21 protein-coding genes and 1 tRNA gene are annotated in these 22,844 nt (G+C 45.6%); 11 read left to right on the top strand and 11 right to left on the bottom strand.

All coding sequences use genetic code 11. The features are described from left to right. Positions 1–92: 92 nt before the first annotated feature. Together HMPREF1139_RS01695 and metE are read left to right on the top strand one after the other, a co-directional pair. The gene (locus tag HMPREF1139_RS01695; RefSeq protein WP_009649863.1) at positions 93–1,586 is read left to right on the top strand and encodes a C69 family dipeptidase; all 1,494 of its coding nucleotides are present in this window, start codon (positions 93–95) and stop codon (positions 1,584–1,586) included. Between the two features lie 355 nt (positions 1,587–1,941). Then, positions 1,942–4,206, top strand: coding sequence for a 5-methyltetrahydropteroyltriglutamate--homocysteine S-methyltransferase (metE, locus tag HMPREF1139_RS01690; RefSeq protein ID WP_009649610.1), 2,265 nt, complete (start codon positions 1,942–1,944; stop codon positions 4,204–4,206). Between the two features lie 62 nt (positions 4,207–4,268). Here metE and HMPREF1139_RS01685 read toward each other — a convergent pair whose 3' ends face one another. The 9 genes from HMPREF1139_RS01685 to HMPREF1139_RS01650 all read right to left on the bottom strand — a co-directional run bounded on the left by HMPREF1139_RS01685 (position 4,269) and on the right by HMPREF1139_RS01650 (position 11,056). After that, on the bottom strand, positions 4,269–5,204 hold the full coding sequence (locus HMPREF1139_RS01685; protein WP_009649710.1) for a methylenetetrahydrofolate reductase: 936 nt from the start codon (positions 5,202–5,204) through the stop codon (positions 4,269–4,271). Positions 5,205–5,244: 40 nt separating this feature from the next. Next, on the bottom strand, positions 5,245–5,970 hold the full coding sequence (locus tag HMPREF1139_RS01680) for an NAD-dependent epimerase/dehydratase family protein (RefSeq protein ID WP_009649763.1): 726 nt from the start codon (positions 5,968–5,970) through the stop codon (positions 5,245–5,247). A gap of 269 nt (positions 5,971–6,239) precedes the next feature. Beyond that, a complete protein-coding gene (locus HMPREF1139_RS01675) occupies positions 6,240–6,746 on the bottom strand; it encodes a DedA family protein (RefSeq protein WP_232209585.1) in 507 nt (168 codons plus the stop codon). After that, positions 6,746–7,300: a glycosyltransferase family 2 protein gene (locus tag HMPREF1139_RS01670; protein ID WP_009649661.1), complete on the bottom strand. Its 555-nt coding sequence runs from the start codon at positions 7,298–7,300 to the stop codon at positions 6,746–6,748. The genes HMPREF1139_RS01675 and HMPREF1139_RS01670 overlap by 1 nt, the downstream gene beginning before the upstream one ends. Next, on the bottom strand, positions 7,288–7,473 hold the full coding sequence (locus HMPREF1139_RS12015; RefSeq protein WP_009649560.1) for a glycosyltransferase: 186 nt from the start codon (positions 7,471–7,473) through the stop codon (positions 7,288–7,290). Before HMPREF1139_RS12015 ends, HMPREF1139_RS01670 begins: the two co-directional genes overlap by 13 nt. A gap of 86 nt (positions 7,474–7,559) precedes the next feature. Next, positions 7,560–8,207 carry a response regulator transcription factor gene (locus HMPREF1139_RS01665; RefSeq protein WP_009649713.1) on the bottom strand — a complete coding sequence of 216 codons (648 nt, stop codon included), beginning with the start codon at positions 8,205–8,207 and terminating at the stop codon, positions 7,560–7,562. Positions 8,208–8,216: 9 nt separating this feature from the next. After that, entirely contained in the window at positions 8,217–8,900 is a 684-nt protein-coding gene (locus HMPREF1139_RS01660) for a cytochrome c3 family protein (RefSeq protein ID WP_009649535.1), read from the bottom strand. Beyond that, positions 8,897–9,331 (bottom strand): cytochrome c3 family protein, encoded by a 435-nt coding sequence (locus HMPREF1139_RS01655; RefSeq protein WP_009649647.1) that lies wholly within the window; start codon positions 9,329–9,331, stop codon positions 8,897–8,899. Before HMPREF1139_RS01655 ends, HMPREF1139_RS01660 begins: the two co-directional genes overlap by 4 nt. A gap of 180 nt (positions 9,332–9,511) precedes the next feature. Continuing rightward, positions 9,512–11,056: a flavocytochrome c gene (locus HMPREF1139_RS01650; protein ID WP_009649722.1), complete on the bottom strand. Its 1,545-nt coding sequence runs from the start codon at positions 11,054–11,056 to the stop codon at positions 9,512–9,514. A gap of 278 nt (positions 11,057–11,334) precedes the next feature. On the opposite strand from HMPREF1139_RS01650, the gene HMPREF1139_RS01645 reads away from it, so the two are divergent. Then, positions 11,335–11,410: transfer RNA gene (locus tag HMPREF1139_RS01645), tRNA-Val, on the top strand. A gap of 11 nt (positions 11,411–11,421) precedes the next feature. Here HMPREF1139_RS01645 and HMPREF1139_RS01640 read toward each other — a convergent pair. Next, entirely contained in the window at positions 11,422–12,690 is a 1,269-nt protein-coding gene (locus HMPREF1139_RS01640; protein WP_009649583.1) for a hypothetical protein, read from the bottom strand. Positions 12,691–12,827: 137 nt separating this feature from the next. Here HMPREF1139_RS01640 and HMPREF1139_RS01635 point away from each other — a divergent pair, with 137 nt between their 5' ends. From HMPREF1139_RS01635 to HMPREF1139_RS01620, 4 genes are all read left to right on the top strand, one after another. Beyond that, positions 12,828–13,691, top strand: a complete 864-nt coding sequence (locus HMPREF1139_RS01635) for a VIT1/CCC1 transporter family protein (RefSeq protein ID WP_009649840.1) — start codon at positions 12,828–12,830, stop codon at positions 13,689–13,691. A 308-nt stretch (positions 13,692–13,999) separates the two neighbouring features. Next, positions 14,000–15,820 carry a threonine--tRNA ligase gene (gene thrS / locus HMPREF1139_RS01630; RefSeq protein ID WP_009649623.1) on the top strand — a complete coding sequence of 607 codons (1,821 nt, stop codon included), beginning with the start codon at positions 14,000–14,002 and terminating at the stop codon, positions 15,818–15,820. After that, on the top strand, positions 15,817–16,335 hold the full coding sequence (gene infC, locus HMPREF1139_RS01625) for a translation initiation factor IF-3 (RefSeq protein WP_009649524.1): 519 nt from the start codon (positions 15,817–15,819) through the stop codon (positions 16,333–16,335). The genes thrS and infC overlap by 4 nt, the downstream gene beginning before the upstream one ends. Before the next feature lie 178 nt (positions 16,336–16,513). Further along, a complete protein-coding gene (locus HMPREF1139_RS01620; protein ID WP_009649811.1) occupies positions 16,514–16,906 on the top strand; it encodes a GNAT family N-acetyltransferase in 393 nt (130 codons plus the stop codon). A 90-nt stretch (positions 16,907–16,996) separates the two neighbouring features. Here HMPREF1139_RS01620 and HMPREF1139_RS01615 read toward each other — a convergent pair whose 3' ends face one another. Next, on the bottom strand, positions 16,997–17,752 hold the full coding sequence (locus tag HMPREF1139_RS01615; RefSeq protein ID WP_009649876.1) for a PIN domain-containing protein: 756 nt from the start codon (positions 17,750–17,752) through the stop codon (positions 16,997–16,999). Between the two features lie 127 nt (positions 17,753–17,879). Here HMPREF1139_RS01615 and proB point away from each other — a divergent pair, with 127 nt between their 5' ends. The 4 genes from proB (at position 17,880) to HMPREF1139_RS01595 (ending at position 22,424) form a co-directional block, all read left to right on the top strand. Continuing rightward, positions 17,880–19,001 carry a glutamate 5-kinase gene (gene proB / locus HMPREF1139_RS01610; RefSeq protein WP_009649597.1) on the top strand — a complete coding sequence of 374 codons (1,122 nt, stop codon included), beginning with the start codon at positions 17,880–17,882 and terminating at the stop codon, positions 18,999–19,001. Positions 19,002–19,011: 10 nt separating this feature from the next. Further along, positions 19,012–20,340: a glutamate-5-semialdehyde dehydrogenase gene (locus HMPREF1139_RS01605; RefSeq protein ID WP_009649486.1), complete on the top strand. Its 1,329-nt coding sequence runs from the start codon at positions 19,012–19,014 to the stop codon at positions 20,338–20,340. Between the two features lie 219 nt (positions 20,341–20,559). Further along, positions 20,560–21,450 (top strand): restriction endonuclease, encoded by an 891-nt coding sequence (locus HMPREF1139_RS01600; RefSeq protein WP_009649788.1) that lies wholly within the window; start codon positions 20,560–20,562, stop codon positions 21,448–21,450. A gap of 68 nt (positions 21,451–21,518) precedes the next feature. Continuing rightward, a complete protein-coding gene (locus HMPREF1139_RS01595; RefSeq protein ID WP_009649807.1) occupies positions 21,519–22,424 on the top strand; it encodes a pyrroline-5-carboxylate reductase family protein in 906 nt (301 codons plus the stop codon). Positions 22,425–22,844: the final 420 nt, after the last annotated feature.

The following is a 22,844-nucleotide window of genomic DNA, read 5'->3' as shown; positions in this document are numbered from 1 at the left end:
AATAATTCTTGAAAATTTCTTAAATTTTTATATTTAATTAAACAGCATAAGCCTATAATTTTAAAATAAATTTCAACCAAAAGGAGTAACGAATGAAGAGTAAATTTCTCGCCTCAGCGGCGGTTATCGGCACGCTATTTTGCGGCTCGGCGCTGGCTTGCACGACTATTTTGGTAGGTAACGAAGCCTCAAACGACGGCTCGCTCTTGATCGCCAGGAGTGCCGATAGCAAGGCCATAAAGGCGCAGCTTTTTTTGATACATCCAAAAAAGATAAACCAAAGCGGTACATATAGCTCAAAAGCCCACGACGGCGCGAGCGACTTCACATATCCGTTGCCAAAGGACTCGATGCGCTACACGACCATCGCAAATTCTCACACCAAGCTTCACGGCGCGGTCGGATACAATGAAGCAGGTGTTGGCATAAGTGGCACCGAGACCATTTACGCAAAGGACGAGCTTTTAAAGATCGATCCCTACAACGAAGCCACCGGCATCACCGAAGATGACATCCCGGATGTGATTTTACCACGCATGAAAAGTGCAAAAGAGGGCGTGAAGCTACTCGGGCAGATCGTGGAGAGTACGGGTGCGGGTGAGGGCTTTGGTGTCGTGTTCGTGGATAAGGATGAGATTTGGTATTTCGAGACTGGCACCGGGCATCAGTGGATGGCGGTGAAGCTGCCAAAAGATGAGTATTTCGTCTCGGGCAATCAAGGCAGACTGCAAAACTACAAAGAAAACGACCCAAATTTCATGGGCTCGAAAAATTTGATAAATTTCGCCAAAGAGCATGGCGCGTATGACCCGAGCAAAGACGGCGAATTCCACTTTGGCAAGGCCTACACGAGAAACGACGAGAGAGACGTTACCTACAACTATCCGCGCGTATTTTGGGTGCAGCAGATGTTTAATCCAAGCTTCAAGCAAGACATCGCTGACGGGCCGAATTTCCCTGTATTTATGAAGCCAGAGAAAAAGCTAAGCGTAAATGATCTAAAAACCGTGCTTAGAGCCCACTACGACGGCACGAAGTATGATCCATACGTCAGCAAGGACGAAGAGAGCGGCATTTACAGAGCCATCAGCGTGTTTAGGACGTATGAGTCGCACGTGATGCAGGTGCGACCGTGGCTACCGCAGGAGATCGGCAGAGTGACTTACGTCGCGCTTGGAATGTCTGATTTAAGCGTGTATTTGCCGTATTATTACGGGCTGGACGGCTTCATCGATGGCTATGACAAAGGCTCATACAAGGCTGATGACGAGTCCATTTACTGGACTTACCGCAAGCTACAAACGCTCGTTATGATGGATTATAACAAATACGCTTCGATCGTCAAGGCTGCGTATAAAAAATTTGAAGATGAGCTAGCCGTAAAACAGGCAAAATTTGAAGACGAATACGTCAAAATTTACAAAAAAGACAAGAAAAAAGCAAACAAACTTTTGAACGAATTTTCGCTAAAAACGATGAAAGAGGCGAAGGCTTTGACGCAAGATTTGACGAATCAAATTTTCACGATGCTCACTGACGATACGGATACGAAGCTAAAATCTTTAAACAAAAATAAAAAAGATTAGCCCAAAATTTAAGGTGCGCCTTGCTGCGTGCCTTAAATTTACTTGATTTATTTGCAAAAAATCTTTATAATACGCGCTAAATTTAACCAAAAAGGAACGGCTGATGCCTTGTCCCATGCCTAAAATTCGCTGATCTTGGCAAAAGAGCCATAAACCAAAATAAATTTTCAAATAAACTTAAATTTTCAAACACTGTCATAAATTTATCGCAAGCGGCGAGCAGGCTTTTTGAGACGGCGTTTTATAAATTTTATTTCAGCCTACGAAAAAGCGGCTGCCATCCGCCAAAATTTTAAAATTTCAAGTCAAAATTTAGTTGCCGTTTGGCTCAAAAATAAAATTTAAAAGGAAAAAAATGATAAAAAGTTATATTACGGGTTTTGCAAGGATAGGCGAACAGCGCGAGCTTAAAAAGGTGCTTGAAAACTACTGGTCGGGTAAGGTCGAAAAGAGCGAGCTTCTAGCCGTCGCGACCGAGCTTAAGGCTAGGCACTGGGCGTATCAAAAAGACGCTGGTATCGACATCATCTCAAGCAATGATTTCTCATTTTACGATCTCATACTCGATACTATTTTTGCGCTTGGTGTGATCCCGTTTAGATTTAAAAATTTAAACGGCTTGGAGCAATATTTTGCTATGGCTCGCGGCAACAAAAGCGCCGTGGCGATGGAGATGACGAAATGGTTTAACACAAATTACCACTACATCGTACCAGAGATCAATAAAACCAGTACATTTAAACTAAACGCCGAGAAGATCATCGCCGAATACAACGAAGCAAAATCCCAAGGCGTGAAGACAAAGATAAATTTGATCGGTCCGATAACCTTTTTAGCTTTGTCAAAAACGACTGACGGCAGCTGCGCGTTTTGCCATTTGGACGAAATTTTAGCGAGCTACGAGGAGCTTTTAAAAGAGATCTCAAAGCTTGACGATGAAATTTTAGTTCAGTTTGACGAGCCCATATTCGTGACTGACAAAGGTGATAAGCTAACGAGCGAAATTTCAAAGGTCTATGACAGGCTAACAAGCGTCGCATCAAATGTGAAAATCATTTTTATGACCTATTTCGAGCATGCTTTAAAAGCTGTCGATGAGGTGCTAAAAACTAAAATTTACGGCCTTGGGCTAGACTTTATCCACGGTGAGAAAAACAAAGAGGCCTTAGCGAAGATCGCCGCTTCAAATGTCGTACTACTTGCCGGCATCATCGACGGTCGCAATGTCTGGAAAAGCGATATAGATAAAAAGCTCGCCCTCGTAAAAGAAATCTCATCTGCGCTTGGAGGTAAAGACTTTGCTATCGGTCCGTCTTGCTCGCTACTACACGTGCCATATACCCTAAAATACGAGGAAAAGCTAAACCCTGAGATCAAAAGCTGGCTAAGCTTTGGTGTTGAAAAGCTTGACGAGATCGCCATCATCGCCACTCTCGCAAATAACAAAGAGCTAAGCGCAAAGCAGGCTGAAATTTACGCTGCAAACAAAGCCAGTGCAAACTCGCGCGCTACTTCAAAGCTCATCCACGATGAAGCGGTCGCAAATCGTATTAAAAATTTAAGTAAATTCGAGCGCGATACGGTCTATGAAAAACGTATAAAAATTCAAAAAGAGGCTTTAAACTACGGCATTTTACCGACTACGACCATCGGCTCTTTCCCGCAAACTCCGGAGCTTCGCCAAGTGCGAAACGCCTTTAAAAAAGGACTCATCAGCAAAGAAGCCTACGAGGCTGATATCAAAGCTTACATCGATGATTGTGTTAAATTTCAAGAGGATGTCGGGCTTGACGTGCTCGTGCACGGAGAGCCTGAGAGAAACGACATGGTCGAGTATTTTGGCGAGCAGATCAAAGGATACGCTTTTTCTCAAAACGGTTGGGTGCAAAGCTACGGTAGCCGTTGCGTGAAGCCGCCGCTTCTTTTTGGCGACGTGAGCCGTCCAAAGCCGATGACGGTTGATTGGATCAGCTACGCTCAAAGCAAGACTAAAAAGATAATGAAAGGCATGCTGACAGGGCCTGTGACTATCCTAAACTGGAGCTTCGTGCGCGACGACAAGCCTAGAAGCGAGATCGCCAAGCAGCTTGCCCTTTGCATCTATGATGAGATCGCTGATCTTGAAAATGCCGGTATCAAGATCATACAAGTAGATGAAGCCGCGTTTAAAGAGGGCTATCCGCTACGCGCTGAAAATATCCCTGCGTATGAGAAATTTGCCGTTGATTGCTTCAAGCTTTCGGTCAGCTCTGCAAGTGCAAAAACGCAGATCCACACGCATATGTGCTACTCTGAATTTAACGACATCATCAAGACGATCGAAGCGATGGACGCTGATGTCATCAGCATAGAGACGGCTCGCAGCGGCAACGAACTGCTTAAAATTTTTAAATCCGTCGGCTATAAGCAAGAGGTAGGCCCTGGTGTTTACGACATCCACAGCCCGCGTGTGCCTGAAGTCGATGAGATAGTAGGGCAGATCCGTGCTTTACTTGAGGTACTTCCAAAAGAGCAGCTTTGGATCAACCCTGACTGCGGATTAAAAACTCGTAAATGGGACGAGGTAAGACCTAGCCTAAAAAATATGGTCGAAGCGGTCAAGATCGTTCGTAATTCATAATCTGCATAAATTTTTATGATCTAAGCCTCTAAATTTAGAGGCTTAGATTTACTACTTTTATCTTATACCCCAGCTCCTATCCAGTGGTAGGCGGTATTCGTTTTTGCGATGATCTCTTGTATCTGCTTTAAAAGCGTGATAGAGGCCTCTATCTCGACCTTGCGGTTTGAGACGCTTTCTACGTTCGCTCCGACGCTTATGCCTTTTGCGAGGCCATATTTGTAAAGGAAATTGAAAATTTCAAGGCATAAATTCAGCGATGTTTGCAGGATGTTTTCGGACGCATTCAGCCGCTCTTCGAAATTTGGCGGGATATTTATACCAAGCCATTTCATAAAAAGAAGCGTCTTTGCGCTACCACAAGGCGTGAAAGTGAAAATTATCGGGCATTTTTTGCCCTCCAGCTTCGCATAGTCATCAATGAATTTCTTTGCGTTTTCGAGATTATAAACGGCCTGAGTGATGAAAAATTCACACCCTTTTTCGCTTTTGTGGGCGACCTTTAGGTGCTCATCTAGCTTGCTGGCATGCCGCTCTGGTATGCAGATGCCTCCTAGCGTGATATTTGGGGCAAATTTTGCCTTTAGGGCGTAAGCCTCGTCAAGCCTTAGTTTCACCTCTTGAGATTTCGAGCTGGCTCCTACGAAAACACAGATGAAGTCCTCTTGCTGATGGCGTAAAAATTCGCAAAATTCGGGCTCATCATATTTGCCGACAGCCTTGTAGATAACGGCCTTGAAATGCTTTTTCAGATAGGTTTCGTAATAGGTCTCTGGCGGCGTAGTTTTGATGAACTCAAAAGGGCGCTCCTCGTTTGTGCGACTGGATTCGTCTTGCAGGTCGTAAAGCACGATGCCATCGATATTTTGACCCTCTAGGCGCGCGATTTGTTTAGCCGCGATAGCCGCCGTTTCTTCGCCGGTTAAATTTTCCTTTGGCGGCGTGAGTCCGTATAGCAGTATGCCCGCTTCGTTATTTTTTATCTTTTGGATCAGCAAAATTAGCCTTTAGCCTAAATTTAACGTGATTATAGCAAAATCAAAGCCTAAAATTTTCATCCCAGCCAAGTAGCTTTTTGGCTTTTTCGTTCGAGGTTTTGGCGTTTGTATCCACGATATTGAAAATTTCATTGCTTTGGCATTTTAACGCCAAAAATGCGGCATTTGCGGCGGCATCCACATGCACGCTAGCCATGCCCTCAAAAGGTGCGCTAAAACCGGTATCGCCCCCGTAAAGCAGCCCGTTTCGTAGCACCACGCCCACAAACGGCGCGTCCAAAACCTGCGTTTCCAGGCTATGCACGCCGCGCAAAGTCTCGCCGTATGTGGCGTCTGCGAAATTTAGCAGCGGCGAGCTCTCGGTGAAGATCCCGTCGCTTGGCTCGTAGATAAAGGCGATGCTTTGAGCGATCATCTTTTTTACACCCGAAATTTTGGCGACTTTTATGAGATTTGCCGTGCCTTCAACCCTGATCCTCGCATTTCTTGCCAGCACCTCGTCCATCTTGCCCGCGTAATCAAGCCCGTCAGGCAGGTCGGTGAGCTGGTGCATCAAAATTTCAGGTGCGATATTCTTCATCTGCGCTTGCAAATTCTCATAGTCAAAAACATCGACTATGGCGGGTTTAACGCCGATCTTTGCTAAATTTTGCGCCTTAGCTTCGCTTCTTGTCGTGCCATAAACATCGTATCCGTTTTGAAGTAAAATTTTGCATATTCGCACGCCTAAAACGCCGCTTGCACCGGCTAAAAATACTTTTTTCATCATTATCCTTTTTAAAATTTACGTGAGTGTAGCTAAAACGGGTAAATAAATTTACTTTAGGCCATCTTATAATCAAATATTGATACTAGCTTCACAAACCCTGCTCGCTCCGCAAAGCGCCGAACATATAGCACGATTTACGCGGTCAGCTACCGCTTCCCTGTAAATCGGCGGCGATAGCGTCGCTTCACAAGGTTTGGCTTCGCTCTTGAAAGTTAGAAATCAATGCTTTATCCGAACAGAGCCTTGCTTTATTTTTATTTGCGCCGCTAAAATCTGCCGTGCAAGCCTTTAGCTAGCGCCCAGCCCGCTAAGATGAATTGCGCCGAGCCCAAAACGACGCCCAAAAAATCGGCTAGCAAAAACGGGATGAAATTCATGCCCAGGCTCGCCGCCATGAAAGGCATTATTTTTGATAACGGTCCTGAAATTCTAGCGATGATGAGCGTCATCGCGCCTTTGTTTTTGATGAGTTTTGCCGCCCTTGTGCTGTTTAGTCGAAGCCTAGGGCGCTTGTGCGTGAGCCTTCTTAAAATGCGCTCTGCGCAACGCCTACCGATAAAAAAGCTGCAAATATCGCCCAAAACCGCGCCCATCCAGATTAGCAAAACGATCTTGTATCCGCTAAGATGCGCGAGTGCGTATCCCGCGGCGACAAAAAATATCTCGCCAAAAACAAAAGGCGCGCTAAATAAAAACGCATCGCCAAAGGCTCCTAGAAAAATGATAAGCGAAAAGTAGTGCGAATTTAGCACGCATGATAGCCACGGCGGCATCATTGTTTCTCTCGGTAGTGCGCGAAGGGATATTTTATCTCGTCATTAAGCAGTTCGTCAAATATTAATCGTCTGACGTTGGCTCTTAGATACAGCGCGCCCATCTTAAAAAGCCCGTCTTGCTCCAAGCGGCGCGCGTTGAATCTGAATTTTACCGCTAGCATCCTGAAGCGAAACGTTTTGCTCGCGCGATTTACGTAATCGCAGTCCTCGCATAGCTTTATTCGCGTATCGAATCCACCGATATGTTCGTGCGCCGTTTTCGTGCTGAAGATGCAAGCGTCCGTGCAGGTCGGGAAAAAATACTGCGTTATTAGCATGCCGAGGTTGAAAATCCCGATGCCAAGCCTCGTCATTAAATTTTCGCCGCCCCAAATTTGACCGCCTGCGACCCAAAGCCCGCTTTTTTGCAAGGCTGCAAGCGATTTTTCTAAAAAATCGGGCTTTATCCTATCGTCGGCGTCTAAAAATACCAGCCTTTCGTATTTTGCGTTTTTCGCGCCCGTGTTGCGTCCCAGGCTCGTTCCTCGCTCGCTCATCGCTATGACAGACAAATCCAGCTTGCCTGAAAATCGCTTGCCACAGCGATCATGCCGTCCGTGCTGTCGCTGTCTACTACGATCACTTCGAAATTTTTGTGCGTTTGCAAGCAAAGATCGCTTAGTAAATTTTTTATATTTCGCTCTTCGTTTAAGGTGATGATTATCACGCTGCATCGCTCGTTCATCGCGTTTTCCTTTACTAGAATTTTGCGTATTTTAGGTAAAAGGTATGAAGAAAATGTTAAACAAGATCGCTACGTATGGTTAAAATTTACTCTATTTTGTAGCCTATGCCGCGTATGGTGGTTATCTCAAGTGCGGGGATCTTTTGTCTTATCTCGCGTATGAGCGATCTTAGTCTGTCTTGAGACAGGCTCTCGCCCTTGTAGAGGTGATGGTCGAGCTCCTCGTAGGTGACTACGTGAGGGGAATTCTTGGCTAGGATCTCTAAAAACAAGCTCTCTTTTTTGCCAAGATAGATCTTTTCTTTGCCTTTTGTGACGCAAAGCGCGTCTTTGTCAAATACGAGGCCATTTTTAAACTCGAATTTCGAGCCTAAAAGCACTTTACAAAGCTTGAATACGTGAAAGATGAACTCATCGGGCGAAAATGGCCTGATGATGAAATCATCGACTTTAGCGTAATATATCTTTTTAAAAAGCGTCGGTATGGCCTCGTCTAAGACAAGCAAAATAGGCGTGAGGTTTTTATTCTCACGCAAAAATTTTACAAGTTTTAAATTTATGTCTTTGGCCTTCATGTCTAAGACGTAAAGGTCGTATCTGTTGCCGTTGTCAAAGTCGTCCATGACTCCTTGCTCGCTTTGAAAGCAGTTTATCCTGAAGTTGAAGCGATAAAGCACTGCGCCTAAATTTACATTCAGGTCAAAGTCATTTGAAAGCAACATGATCTTTTTCATAAATTCGCCTTAATGTCCGCTTGCGGTTTTATTCCCATCCCCTTTCATAAATTCCTCCTCCTCTTTGGTAGGAGTGTATTTATCTTTAAAGAATGCTTTCTTGATTTGTATCTTTTTCTCCATCATCTTCTTGTCGTAGATACTGTATGTAGGCTTCCAGTACTCAAGATAGTTTCTAAATCCTACACTGTGTCCCGCGCTAAAGTGACAGCTGACACATTTTAGCTCTTTATCCGTGCCTTTTAGCTTCTCGTAATGAGCGTGCATCTTTTGAGCTTGAGCCGAGGTCTTGTCACTTGTTATGACGTTTGCGTGGCAGCTGGTGCAGCCGTTGTCAAATACGAAGTGTTCTCTATTTTTTAAATTTTTATGCCAGTCGATAGCGTTTGGATCTCCGAAGAAATGCACCCAGCCCTCCATAACTCCGTTTTTGGCTTTGATGAGGACATATTTTGCGATATTGTCATGAGGTATGTGACAATCCACGCATTTTGCTTTCACACCGGTAGGTCCTTTGCCGCTATGGGCATCGTCGTTGTAGGCTATGACCATAGGATCCATCTCGTGACATACCACACAGAATTTATCCGTGCTGGTCTCTTCAAGTGCATAATGAACGGGAAGCACTACTAAAAATCCTATGATACCGCTTATAAGTATGATAAGCGCTAAGAGTTTCTTTGAAATTTTCATGGTGTTACCCCCATCCATTGCGGAATTTCATGTTCGTGGCACTCTGAGCACATATTAGTAGACTCTTTATGCTCGAAGTGGCACTCGTCGCAGTATAGCGTAGGGCCGTCATGAACGGAGTTGTGAGGATTGGCTTTTAGCGTATCCATAAATTTTAGCCTCTCGGCCAAGAGCTTTTTACTCTTATGACAGGATAGACAGCCTTCATCGCCTATAGCTTTGAATTTGCTCGGATCATCTCCTTGACCTACGTGACAGTCAAGACAATCAAACGCCAGATGCTCATGATGAGGCTTTAGCTTATGCTTGGCTCTAAGCTCATCTGATACCACTATCTTGGTTACGTTTAGATCGCTCTTTGGCATATCCGCCGCAGACAGATAAAAAGAGCAAAAACATAACAAGACAGCTATGAAATTTAGATTTTTCATGGGTTGCCTTAAAATTTTATATCGGCTAATGTTGCTCTCAATAGGCGGACAGTAAATCTCGAGCGAAGCTGTAACCAGCCGATTTTCAGGGCGGGCATTATGCCCAACCGCGAAAATCGATCTGTTCCGTGCTAAGTAAGAGATTTACGACCGCCATAGAAATAAACTAGCCGGCTAAATTTAGATATTCTCGCCTGCTATCATACCAAAGACGATGCAGTCTGTGATAGCAACTGTTCCTAGGCGGCTGGCACCGTGCGTTCCGCCTGTGATCTCGCCCGCAGCGTAAAGGCCGTCTATCGGTTTGTTTGTCTTAGATGATAGCACTTGCGCTTTTGTATTGATCTTTAGACCGCCCATAGTGTGGTGCGGTTTTGGAGATAGGCGGATGACATAAAACGGTCCTGCCTCGTTTATCTCGAACAACGCGCTCTCTTGTTTGCCAAATTCGTCTTTTTTGGCCTTTACGCCCTCGTTATATTTTTTTACACTCTCTTTTAGTGCGTCAGCAGGGACGCCGTATTTGCTGGCGATCTCGTCGATGCTTTTGCAAACACCCACTAGCTTGCCGCTAGCCATGCCTTTTTGAACTACCTCCGGGCTAAGGTCTCTAAAGCATTTATCATCGGCAAATGTGATAGGGAAAGCGTCCGGTTTTTCTCTTAAAATTTTAAATTCCGCATCGGCGCGGGTTTTGCGGTCGGCCAGCTCGTTCATAAAGCGCTTGCCGGTGCGAACATCGACTGCGATACCGTATTTGAATGTGCCTTGTTGAGTGAGGATCGGAGCTGTACCAAAGCCTTTTTCATCGGGGCTCGCCCACGGACCAAACTGGATCCAATCAACTTGAACAGGATAAGCTCCTAGCTCGAAAGCCTTTAAAAGCGCACCTGCAGTCGCACCTGCGTGGTTCGTGCTGTCTACGCTGTCAGGGATCCTAGGATCTTGAAGCTTTCTGTAAATTTTATCTCGGCAAAATCCGCCCGCTGCAAGCACGACGCCCTTTTTGGCTTTGAGGGTTTTTTTGGTTCCTGATGTATTTTCAAGATCGTCGCTGTAAAGCTTGTCGTCAAATTTATACTCCTCGCGCACTACTACGCCTACTACGCGACCTTTATCATCTAAAACAAAGTCGTCGAATTTCGTTCTGCGTGCGAGTTTGCAGCCATCGGCCTTTTCAAATCTCTCGAGCATAGGCTGGATATAGCCTGATCCCGAGTCATTTGTAGTCAGCATAGAGCGAGCGACGGTATGTCCGCCAAAGTGCGCGCAGTGATCCATCTTGAACTGAACGCCGTTTTCTACCAAGAAATTAAACGCATCCATGCCGCGATCGGCTAGAGTCTCCAAAAGCTCAGGGTGATTTATGCCAAGGCCGGCTTTCAAGCAGTCAGCCATAAATAGCTCTTTGCTATCTTTTATCCCTGTTTTTGCTTGCACGGGATTCATCGGTACACTCATACCGCCGCCGTTGATGACGGAGTTACCGCCGATACGTCCCATTTTTTCAAGGATCAAAACTTTATTGCCCTTTTTGGCAGCCGTTAGACCTGCGGCAAGACCCGCAAAACCCGAACCGATGATGATCACGTCCCATTCTTCGTCAAATTTTACGTCTTTCTCGTTTAAGACGGAAGCTGAAGCATTCACACCGCTAAGAGCAAGTGCGCCGGCACCTACCATGCCCATTTTGAGCATGTCACGTCTTGACATTTGATTTGCCATATTGTCTCCTTTTAAAAAGTTGTTCTAGTTGAATTATACAAAATATTTATGAGAAAGATATGAGATATTTTGAAATTTTAATTTTGTGCTATTTTGGGCATATTTATGATAATCCGTTTTACAACTCTAATAAAAATTAATATTTGTTTAAAGGATAAAATTTATATGTAAATAATCAAGATAAGATAAGAAATCATACAATATACGAACAAAATTTATGAAATTTTAAAATTTAAGCTAGCCAAAAAGAAAAATTGATTATAATCCCAAATCGCTTCGGTCCCGTAGCTCAGTTGGTAGAGCACTACCTTGACATGGTAGTGGTCGATGGTTCGAGTCCATTCGGGGCCACCACTCTTTTAAATTTATCCCGCGACTGCCGATGCCATGACCGCCATGATTTGAGAATTCACGCTTCGTATTTGTATCTGTATATTTTGCGTCTGCTCTTGTGTTTTTGCCGCCATCAGCTTTTGAGTAAGCGCGGCCAAGCGTTCTTGCAGCTCGCTTAGGAGGCTTTCTCTGTTTTTCGTGAGCACTACCGCGCTGGAGCTCTTTTTCTTCACGATAAATTTGCTCATATCCAGTTTTTCTTGCTGCTGTGTCGTTACCACCTTGTCTTGATCGTTTTTGGTGAAGGTTAAATTTATAGGATCGTTTTCAAAGGCTTTGCTTGCCTCGGCTATTTGTCCGGTAGCGTTGTTTTGTGCTTTTTTATCATGTTTCGCCAGATCGATCTGTGAGATCATGCCCGCAGTGCCGTTTTCATACAAGAAAAATCCGCCGTTTTTGAGCCTTGCCAGCTCCTCGTTATCTTTTTCTGATCTAAAGCTAAATTTTGACTCCACGTTACCCAAAAATATCGCCCCTATGCCAACCTCGCCAAGTGCGATGAGCTTCTTTTCATCGCCATCGTTTCGCCAGATCCTAAGCTTACTAAAAATTTCGTCGTTTTCATCTATCCAGCCGTTTTTATCATCGTCAAAAAGAGCCAGATCCGCAAATCCGTTACCGCTTTTAGTGCCAAAAAGCTCGCTTCCATCGTCGATCTCGCCGTTTCCATTTCGATCAAGCGCCAAAAACGCGCTATTTGCACCTAGCTTTGAGATCTGATCCGCCTTGCCGTCACTGTCTATGTCAAAGCTAAATTTCTCGTCGCTTATGCTAGGAGCGTTGCCGTCAAGTGAGATGACGAGCGGGTCCATCATCTCAAAGGCGCTTATCCTAGATACGCTTTGAAAGCTGTGTGAGAGGTTAAATTCAAGCATCACGCCGATCTCTTTATCGCTCGTTTTTATGATGGCAGTGGTTTGAAATTTTAGCTGCTCAGCCTGCGAATACGTGCGCTTGAACGTGCCTATGCCGCTTGTATCCACATCTTGCGTGTCTCGCATCCTTTTAAACATCAGTATCGATTTTTGCGCCATTTGCGCTATCATCATCTGCTCTGTGGCGCTCATGTTCGTTTGGTTGCTTTTATCTATCACGTTGATATTTTTGCTCCTAGCGTTAAAAGAGCCTTGCGATGTTTGCGAACCGATCAGCTTCGCGCTTTGATTCGTGAATGAGTTTTTGCTCTCTTGGTAGCTGAAATTTTGCGCGAGCATGTCGATGCTGTAATTTTGGATTTTCATAAACATGTCCTTTGTTAATGAATTTTAAACTATATCGGAAATTTTCGTATTTTTTAAAGTCGATCGAAATTTCGTAAGTTTAGCCTAATGCCCGTTTGGATAGAATTTTGATCCCAAATCAATCCTAGGAAATTTCGATGTTAGATAAAAATTTAGCTCTCAAGCAGCTTCAAAACGAGATAAATGACTACACGATCTACACCCTTTTGGCAAATAGCGAAAAAGACGATGCAAACCGCAAAATTTTACAAAAGATAGCCGGTGAGGAGAAGCGTCATTACAATTTTTGTCAAAAGATCACCGGCGAAACCAGGACGGCGAACATCTTTAACGTGATCTTTTATGTGATAATGGTCAAAATTTTCGGTACGTCTTTCGCTCTTAAATTCATGGAGTCGAGGGAGGAGGGCGCGGAGAGCTTTTACTCTGGGATAATGAACGAGTACCCGGAAGCCTCGCAAATTTATGAAGAGGAGATGAACCACGAGTCGCAGCTGATATCGATGCTAAAGGACAAAAAGCTGATAAACGCTGGAGCTATCGTGCTTGGTATGAATGATGCCTTAGTTGAGCTAACAGGCACTCTTAGCGGCATCGCGCTGGCTTTTTCAAATACCTTGGTCGTCGGAACGACTGGCTTCATAATGGGTGTAGCCGCTTCGTTGTCGATGGCCGGCTCGGCGTATTTAGAGTCTAAAGAAAATCCTTCTGCTGACATTTCACCGCTTGTTTATTCGCTTTATACGGGTGTTTCTTATATCATAACTACACTTATTTTGATACTGCCGTTTTTTGTCGTAAATTCTATGAATTTAGCCATCTTGCTGATGTTCGTGGGAGCTTTCGTCGCGATCGTGGCCTACAACTTTTATATCAGTGTCGCAAAAGAGCTTAAATTTACCCCTCGCGTCGTGCAAATGTGCGCTATAACCTTTGGTGTAGCGATTATCTCATTTTTGATCGGATTTTTAGTAAAGAGATATTTTGGACTTGAAATTTAAAAGTGCGAGGCTAACCACTTCCTCGCACAAGATTGTCGGGAGAAAAATGAATTACAAGTAATGCAAAGACGAGTAATTGCTTAAATCCATTTTCAACGGTAATATTAACACCCTATTTCTTAAAATATAATAAAATATATAAAGAAAATCCATAAATTTTAACAATATTCAAACTTTATATATTTATTGCGCCGTTAGCTTCGTGAAACCTAAATTTTAAATATTAAGTTTGGCTTAAAGCCCATTTAGATAAAATCAACCATCGTTCTTTTAGCGTAAAAAAGACAATCTGATATAAGGAAAACACGATGAGCGAGATAATCGCATACAAACTAAACGGTGAGCTGATCGACACCCAAAGCATCAACGGGCGAGAGGCGGTCGCGCAGCCTGTGTATTTTGACAACTCCCCCGACGCCCTACACGTCATCCGCCACTCCTGTGCGCACCTGATGGCACAGGCTATCAAGTCGCTTTATCCAAATGCCAAATTTTTCGTCGGACCAAACGTCGAGGACGGATTTTATTATGATTTTAGAGTGGATGAAGCTGGCACGAAGCTTGGCGAGAGCGACCTTGAAGCCATTGAAAAAAAGATGAAAGAGCTAGCCGAGGCTAAACTTGAGATAACTAAAATTTGCTCCACAAAAGCCGCGATGAGCGAGAAATTTAAAAACGACGACCTAAAACAAGAGGTGCTAAAACGCATCCCCGAGGGCGAGGTCAGCAGCTACGCGCAGGGCGATTTTGAGGATCTTTGCCGCGGACCGCACGTGCCAAATACCAAATTTTTAAGATTTTTCAAACTCACACGCGTAGCGGGCGCGTATCTGGGTGGCGACGAGACGCGCGAGATGCTAAATAGAATTTACGGCACGGCGTATGCGGACAAAGCCTCGCTAGCCGAGCATATCCGCATCATCGAAGAGGCCAAAAAGCGCGATCACCGCAAGCTTGGCGTAGAGATGAAGCTATTTGGCTTTGACGAGGAGGTCGGCGGGGGCTTGCCGATCTGGCTACCAAACGGCGGACGCTTGCGCTCAAAATTAGAGCAAATTTTATATAAAGCTCACCGCGACCGCGGCTACGAGCCGGTACGCGGACCGGAGCTGCTAAAAGCCGACGTTTGGAAAAGGAGCGGACACTACGCAAACTACAAGGAAAATATGTATTTTACGACGATCGACGACGCGGAATACGGCATCAAGCCGATGAACTGCGTGGGACACATCAAAGTCTATCAGACCGAGATCCGCTCGTATCGCGACTTGCCGCTTAAATTTTTCGAATACGGCGTCGTGCATCGTCACGAAAAAAGCGGCGTGCTGCACGGGCTATTTAGGGTGCGTGAGTTCGCGCAGGATGACTCACACATCTTTTGTATGCCAAGCCAGATCAAGCAAAATATACTTGAAATTTTAAGCTTCGCGGGCAAGATAATGCAAAATTTTGGCTTCGAGTACGAGATGGAAATTTCGACTAAACCCGCCAAAGCCATCGGTAGCGATGAAATTTGGGACATCGCGACAAATGCGCTAAAAGAAGCGCTCGACGAAAACGGCTTTAAATACGGCATTGACGAGGGCGGCGGGGCGTTTTACGGGCCAAAGATCGACATCAAGATCACCGACGCTTTAAAGCGCAAATGGCAGTGCGGCACGATACAAGTGGATTTCAACCTACCGGAGCGCTTTGACCTAGGCTACATCGACGCAAATAACGAGCGCCAGCGCCCTGTAATGCTCCACCGTGCGCTACTTGGCAGCTTCGAGCGATTTATCGGCATTTTGATCGAGCACACGGCTGGCGAGCTGCCGTTTTTCATCGCTCCGACGCAAGTCGTCATCGTGCCGATAAGTGACGCGCACCTGGACTACGCAAAAGAGATCGCGCGCGAGCTACGCAAATTTAACGTCGATAGCGAAGTGGCGAGCAAAAACGAGAGCTTGAACAAACGAATACGAACGGCTGAAAAACAACGAGTGCCGATGATCATCGTGCTGGGCGACAACGAGGTGGCAAACCGTAGCGTCGCACTGCGCGACAGACAGGCTAGAACGCAAAGCGACATGAGCTTGGCGGAATTTTTAAATTTAACGAAGGAGAAACTTAGTGAGGTACATTTTTGAGTAAAGAAAATGAAGTATTGCTCAATGAGGACATTAGGGCGCGCGAAGTAAGATGTGTGGGCGATGACGGCACGGTGTATGGCGTCATCTCGCGAGACGAGGCTTTAAAGATAGCTGAAAAACAAGGACTCGATCTGGTGCTCGTCGCACCCGATGCCAAGCCGCCCGTGTGCAAGATCATGGACTACGGCAAGTTCCGCTATCAGCAGGAAAAAAAGCAAAAAGAAGCGAAGAAAAAGCAAAAAGTGATCGAGGTAAAAGAGATCAAGCTCTCCATCAAGATCGCTCAAAACGACATCAAATACAAGGTCAAGCACGCGGTCGAGTTTCTACAAGACGGCAAGCATGTGAAATTTCGCGTCTTTCTAAAAGGCCGCGAGATGAGCACGCCAGAAGCCGGCGTAGCGATGCTTGAAAAGGTCTGGGAGCTCGTAAAAGACGTCGCCGACCGCGACAAAGAGCCGCTCGTCGAAGGCCGCTATGTCAATATGCTTGTAACCCCTAAAAAAGGCTAAATTTAGCCATTGCAAGTTAAATTTAGAGAGCCAAATCCGGCTCTCGATGTTTGAATGATCCGCATAAATTTTATAAATCCCACTCAAATTTAAAGGACAAAAATGCAAATTCGCCCAGCTAATATCGCCGACACACGCTATAATCGCCCTAATAAAGGAGCTCGCCGAGTATGAAAAGATGCCAGATGAGGTCAAGATCAACGAGGAAATTTTTAAACGCCATATCTTTGAAAACCGCTACGCAAACGCCCTTTTAGCCGAGGCAGACGGGCAGATCGTGGGATACGCGATATATTTTCACTCCTTTTCCACGTGGCTTGGCAGGGCGGGGATACACTTGGAGGACCTTTACGTCAAGCAGGAGTTTCGCGGACGCGGCGCAGGGCTAGCGATGATAAAGCGACTAGTCGAAATTTGCGAGGACGAGGGCTTTGGACGGCTCGAATGGGAGTGCCTCGACTGGAACGAGCCAAGCATCAAATTTTACGAAAATTTGGGCGCAAAAAGGCAAAGCGGCTGGCTGAAATTTCGCCTAACGAAAGATGAGATAGCGCAGATCGCGAGGGGTTAAAATTCCTTATATGATCGCAAAGAAGGCTTAATTATGGCAAATTTTATTTAGCCTCGCTCGAGCTAGCCGTTTTCGTGAAATACTCTAAATTTAAACGAAAAACGATTTGAAATTTTCCTTATTTTCTTTATAGATTTGCTTGCCGTCTTCGCCAAATTTTATGATCAGATTGTTGTGAAAGTCGTTTAAATTTTTAGAATTTTGAGCTATTTGCCCGATCTGTTCGTTTTTATCGTCCGTAAATTTTGGCTTATCTAGAGGCTTTGCGCGACTGTAAAGTACCGCGACCCTATCCTTTAGCTTTTTGTAAAGCTTCAGCCCGTTTGTCGCGCCATATCGCTTGACTAGAGCCGAGTGAAAATCGTTTAAATTTTTACAGCCAGAGATCAAAATTTTGATCTCGTTTATCACGTCCTCCTTTGGGGTATTGACGATTTGAGATTCTACCTTGAGAGCTGAAATTTCAGCCTTACTTTCAGCAGGAATTTCCTCTTTTTCCAGAGTCAATCTTTTAAATTTGCATCGTTTTTTATGCACCGCAGTGTTGTAAAAATTTATCACGCTGTCGTAAAATTTATCCTTGCTGACGATATAAATTTTGCCTTTTTTGTAGGCCAGTTTGCCCATCAAAAAGACTATTATCTTGTCCGCAAAGTCCTTGCTGCGTATATCGAAGGTTACGATTTTTATTTTTATGCGTTTTACAAGGAGGTTTTCAAGCACACGGACTGAAATTTTCTTTTTGCTATTAGTTACGATGTAGATCTTATCACCTTCATCAAGCTCCTTTATATCTAAAATTTTATCTACGCTTATGTTTTCGTCGTCTATTATGAAACGTCTCATTTATGCTTCCTTGTCGCTCGTTTGGCTTTATGTTTTAAAATTTTCTGAAAAATAGCTTAATATTATCAAAAAAATGGAAATAAGCCAAATTTTAGTTATAATGATAAACAAAATTCAAGGCCGAAAAATGAACAGAAAAGAGCTACTAAAAGGCGTCAAAAGGGTCGTCATCAAGGTCGGCACCTCCACGCTCACCACGCAAGAGGGCAAGCTAAACGAGGAGAAGATAAAGCTCATCGTAAAAAGCGTGAGCGAGCTAGCAGAAAAAGGGCTGGACGTCGTTTTAGTCACCTCAGGAGCGGTGGGGGCGGGCATGGGCGAGCTAAATTTAAACGAGCGTCCAAAGAGCCTGAGCGAAAAGCAAGCCCTCGCCTCCGTCGGGCAGGTCGCACTCATGCACCTTTACCGCCTGCTGTTTTGGGCGCATTCAAAGACGATCGCCCAGTTGCTGCTCACTCGCGGCGATTTTAGCGACAGAAACCGCTACATAAGCGCGCGAAACGTCTGCAACGCGCTACTAGCCAAAAAAATCATCCCCATAATAAACGAAAACGATCCCGTGGTAAATGACGAGCTAAAAGTCGGCGATAACGACACGCTAAGTGCACTCGTTGCGGGGCTCATCGACGCCGAGCTGGTTATTATTTTAAGCGACATCGACGGGCTTTACGACAAAAACCCGAGCAAATTTAAGGATGCGAAATTTATAAATTTGGTTGAAAATATCGACGAAAACGTGCTAAAAGCTGCGGGCGGCGAGGGGAGTAAATTTGGCACGGGCGGCATGCGCACGAAGATCACCGCCGCGCAAATGGCGACTAAAATCGGCTCAAATCTCATCATCGCAAGCGGCGCAGACCCCCGAAATATCGTAAAGATCATCGAGGGCGAGCGCATCGGCACATTGTTTTTAAAAAGCGGCAAAAAGATCAGCTCGCGCAAATATTGGCTGGGATATGGCACTAGCAAAAAAGGCGTGCTTTTTATTGACGAGGGCGCACTAAATGCCCTAAAAAACGGCAAAAGCCTGCTAAGTGTGGGGATAAAAAGCGTGAGCGGTAAATTTGAGCGCGGCGACGTGGTCGAGGTGCGAAACGCGCAAAACGAGCTCGTGGCAAAGGGCATAAGCAACTACGCAAGCGATGAGCTAGCAAGAATCGCAGGGCAAAAGAGCGAGGACATAGAGCGTATCTTGGGGCACAGATACGACGAAAGCGCCGTGCATATCGACAATATGATATTGATCTAAGGAGCGAAATTTGAGTGAAATTTTAAACATCGCAAAGGCGGCAAAGGCTAGTTGCGAGCAGCTTTTAAATTTAAGCGCACAGGCGAAAAGCCAAATCCTAAACGCCGTCGCAGACGAGCTCGTCCGCCAAAAAGAGGCTATAAAAGCCGCAAATTTGCTCGACCTTAAAGCGGGCGAAAACGCAGGACTTAGCGCGGCGCTGCTTGATCGCCTCGAGCTAACGGATGCGCGTATCGAAGCCATGGCAAATGGCGTGCGCGAGGTGGCAAAATTTGACGAGGTCGTGGGCGAGGTGCTTGGCGGCTGGCGGCATCCAAACGGCATGCAAATCACCAAGATCCGCGTGCCCCTTGGCGTGCTTGGTATCATTTACGAGAGTCGCCCAAATGTCAGCATCGACGCGGCTGCTCTGGCGCTAAAAAGCGGCAACGCCGTGATCCTGCGCGGCTCGGCGGCGGCGATAAGCTCTAACAAATTTTTAGTAAATTTATTTAACGAAACGGGGGCGAAATTCGGCTTACCAAAGGGTGCGGTCGCACTCGTAGAAAGCACCGATAAAGAAGCGGTCGGCGAGATGATAAAAATGCACGAATTTATCGATGTTTTGATACCGCGCGGCGGCAAAAATTTAAAGGATTTCATCATACAAAACGCGACTATCCCGGTCATCGAGACGGGTGCGGGAGTGTGTCATATCTTCGTCGATGAGAGTGCGGACGTGCGCGAGGCGGTAGAGATCATCAAAAATGCCAAAACACAGCGTCCAAGTACGTGCAATAGCGTGGAGTGCGTGCTTTTGCACGAGCGAGTGGCGGTGAAGGTTTTGACATCGTTAGCGCGCGAGCTAGACGGGGTGCAGCTGCGAGTACATGAGGATCTGTGGGCGAAATTTGGGGAAAATTTGGGCGAAATTTCAGGCGATTTGGACGCAAATTTAAGTGGTTTAAAGGCGGAGGTAAAAATAGGCGAAAGCTCAAATGGCGCGCAGCTCGTAAAGGCTGATGAGAGCGACTTTGGTACGGAGTTTTTGAGTCTAGTTTTAGCAGTAAAGTGCGTGAGCGGTGTCGCCGAAGCGGTGAGCTACATCAACTCCCACTCCACGCACCACTCGGACGCGATCCTAAGCCGCGACTACGCCAACATCGAGCGGTTTTTAAACGCTGTGGATAGCGCGGTCGTGTATGCCAACGCCTCGACGAGGTTTAGCGACGGGGGCGAGTTTGGCTTTGGCGGCGAGATCGGCATCTCCACGCAAAAGCTGCATGCGCGCGGTCCGATGGGCGTGAGGGAGCTGACGACCAGTAAATATGTCGTGCGCGGGGATGGACAAATTCGCTAAGGCGGCTTGCCTCGTGAGTGCCTTTAAATGAGCTTGAAATTTTCTCCCGTCGATGAACTATCTGTTCTATCTAGGTCGAAAATTTCATCGCAACATTTTTCTGCTTGCAGTTGCGAGCAAAGCGAAGCAAAAATTCATCTCACGATGCTTCGCTACAATAAGTTGATTTATATTTCGCGATTTGCGTTTTTGACATAATTTATATTTTAAGGATTTTTAATGATACCAAGCTACAAAGAGATGATGTTTCCGATATTAAAATTTATCGCAGAGAAAGGCAGTGCGAGTAGGAAAGATGTGTTCGAGTTTGTCGCCAAGCACTTTAAGCTTAGCGAGCAAGAGCTATCTTTGAGGATAGCAAGCGGAACGCTACTTTATGTTAGCCGTGCAGGCTGGGCTTTAACATATTTTTACGGTACAAAAGATCTGCCTGAAAACAAAAAGCCTCTTAAAAAGGTTGATAGGGGCGTTTATGAGATAACAAAATTTGGCAAGGAAATTTTAAAAGGCAAGGATGCATTTGCCAAATTTAATGTGTGGTATGATGAAATTTATAAAAATAAGGTTCAAACCAACCGCGAAAATCATCAAAAATCAATACAGGAAAAAACACCAAACGACGTAATCATCGATAGTTCAAACGAACTGATGCAAAATTTAAAATCTCAAATTTTAGATGAGATCTCGCAAAAAGACCCGAGCTTTTTTGAATATCTAGTCGCCAAACTGCTCGAAAAAATGGGATACGGCGTTAGCAGGCTCACAAAAAGCGGCGCGGACGGCGGGATAGATGGCATCGTAGATGAAGACGAGCTTGGGCTTTCTAAAATTTACGTCCAGGCAAAGAGCTGGCAAGGTAGCGTTTCGCGCCCTGAGGTTCAAAAATTTGTCGGCGCGATCTCGGACAAGCAGACCAAGAAAGGCGTTTTCATCACGACTTCAAATTTCACAAAAGACGCCAGGAGCTACGCGGACGGCGTGCAAAGCCATGCGGTCATTCTTATTGACGGCGAGCGGCTGGCAGAGCTGATGATAAAATATAAACTCGGCGTGCAGGTGCGGCAAATTTTGGAAATTTGTGACATCGACGGCGATTTTTTTAGTTATTAAATTTAAGTGCGGTCAACTCACGACCGCGTAAAGCTGTGGTAAAATGCGGGTAAATTTAAGGAGCGAAAATGAAAATAGGCTTTATCGGTGGCGGAAATATGGGCTCGGCGATGATAGGTGCGCTGGTGGCCGGCGGCGTGAGGGCGGATGAAATTTTAGTCTTTGCGCGCAGTAAAAACGAGGCTTTGCGGGCAAAATTTGGCGTGCGCATAGCCGCAAGCGAAAAAGAGGTCGCAAATGGCGCGGACATCGTCGTCATCGCCGTTAAGCCCGCCAGCTACGAGAGCGTGCTAAAAGAGATAAGCGAGGCGGGTAAATTTAACGGCGCGGATGATTTTGGCGTGGCAAGTGGCGAAAGCTCGGACGATGTAAAGGCTCGTAAATTTGACACGAGCGGCTCAAATTTAACGGCGTCTCGGGGCAAAAACGCCTCGCAGCCGATATTTGTCACCGTTGCGCCAAATTTCAGCATCCAAATGGTGCGCGAGGTCTTGGGCGCGGACGCGAAGGTCGCTCGCACGATGCCAAATATGCCCTCTCTCATCGGCGAGGGTGTGACGGCGGTAAATTTTAGCTCGAATTTTACGGCGGACGATCGCGCGTCGGTGATGAAAATTTTGAGCTGCTTTGGCAAGAGTTATGAGCTGGCGGAGGATAAATTTGCCGTATTTACCGCCATCGCAGGCAGCCTGCCCGCCTATGTTTTTATGTTTATCGAGGCTTTGGCGGACGGAGCGGTGCTGGAGGGGCTGGGGCGCGAAAAAGCCTATGCGATCGTGTGCGAGGCGGTCGCCGGTAGCGCAAAAATGGCGACTGCTGCGCTAAAAGAGGGCAAGCATCCGGCTAGGCTAAAAGACGAGGTCTGCTCTCCGGGCGGTACGACGATCGAAGCGGTGCGAGTGCTGGAAAACGCTAAATTTAGAGCCGCCATCATCGAAGCCGTGAGCGCAGCGACGAGGAAGGCTGGAAAATGAAAATTTATGCAAAATTTAGCCGCTAGCGTGCAGGCGTTACTAATTGCCGCGTACGCTATGCCAAGGCTGACGTTAAGTAAGCCGCTATACAAAGAAATCGCATACGCGCAAGATTGATAGATTTTAGGTAAGAGAGGACGGTGTCGTTTGTGGTGCTAGCAGACGACGGTATAAAGGGATTTCGTACTAAAAAACGTATCCTTGTCAAAAGCGCTAAATTTAAAGCCGTGAGCGTAGTGGTATAAAATTTAGATCACGGCTTTGATAGCGTAGAGAGCTTTTAAAGCTCGACGCAGAGATACTCGCCTATCCGGTGGTTTATATTTTGATATTTGAGTCGATAAATTTAGGCTGTGTTTTAGACGATGTTGATAAGTATTATCGCTCGAAGATGCTACTTTTAAAGCTTTAAATTCATAT

The sequence above is a fragment of the Campylobacter sp. FOBRC14 genome (assembly GCF_000287855.1).
In the GTDB taxonomy this organism is placed as follows: domain Bacteria; phylum Campylobacterota; class Campylobacteria; order Campylobacterales; family Campylobacteraceae; genus Campylobacter_A; species Campylobacter_A curvus.
This window is presented reverse-complemented; position numbering and strand designations above follow the sequence as displayed.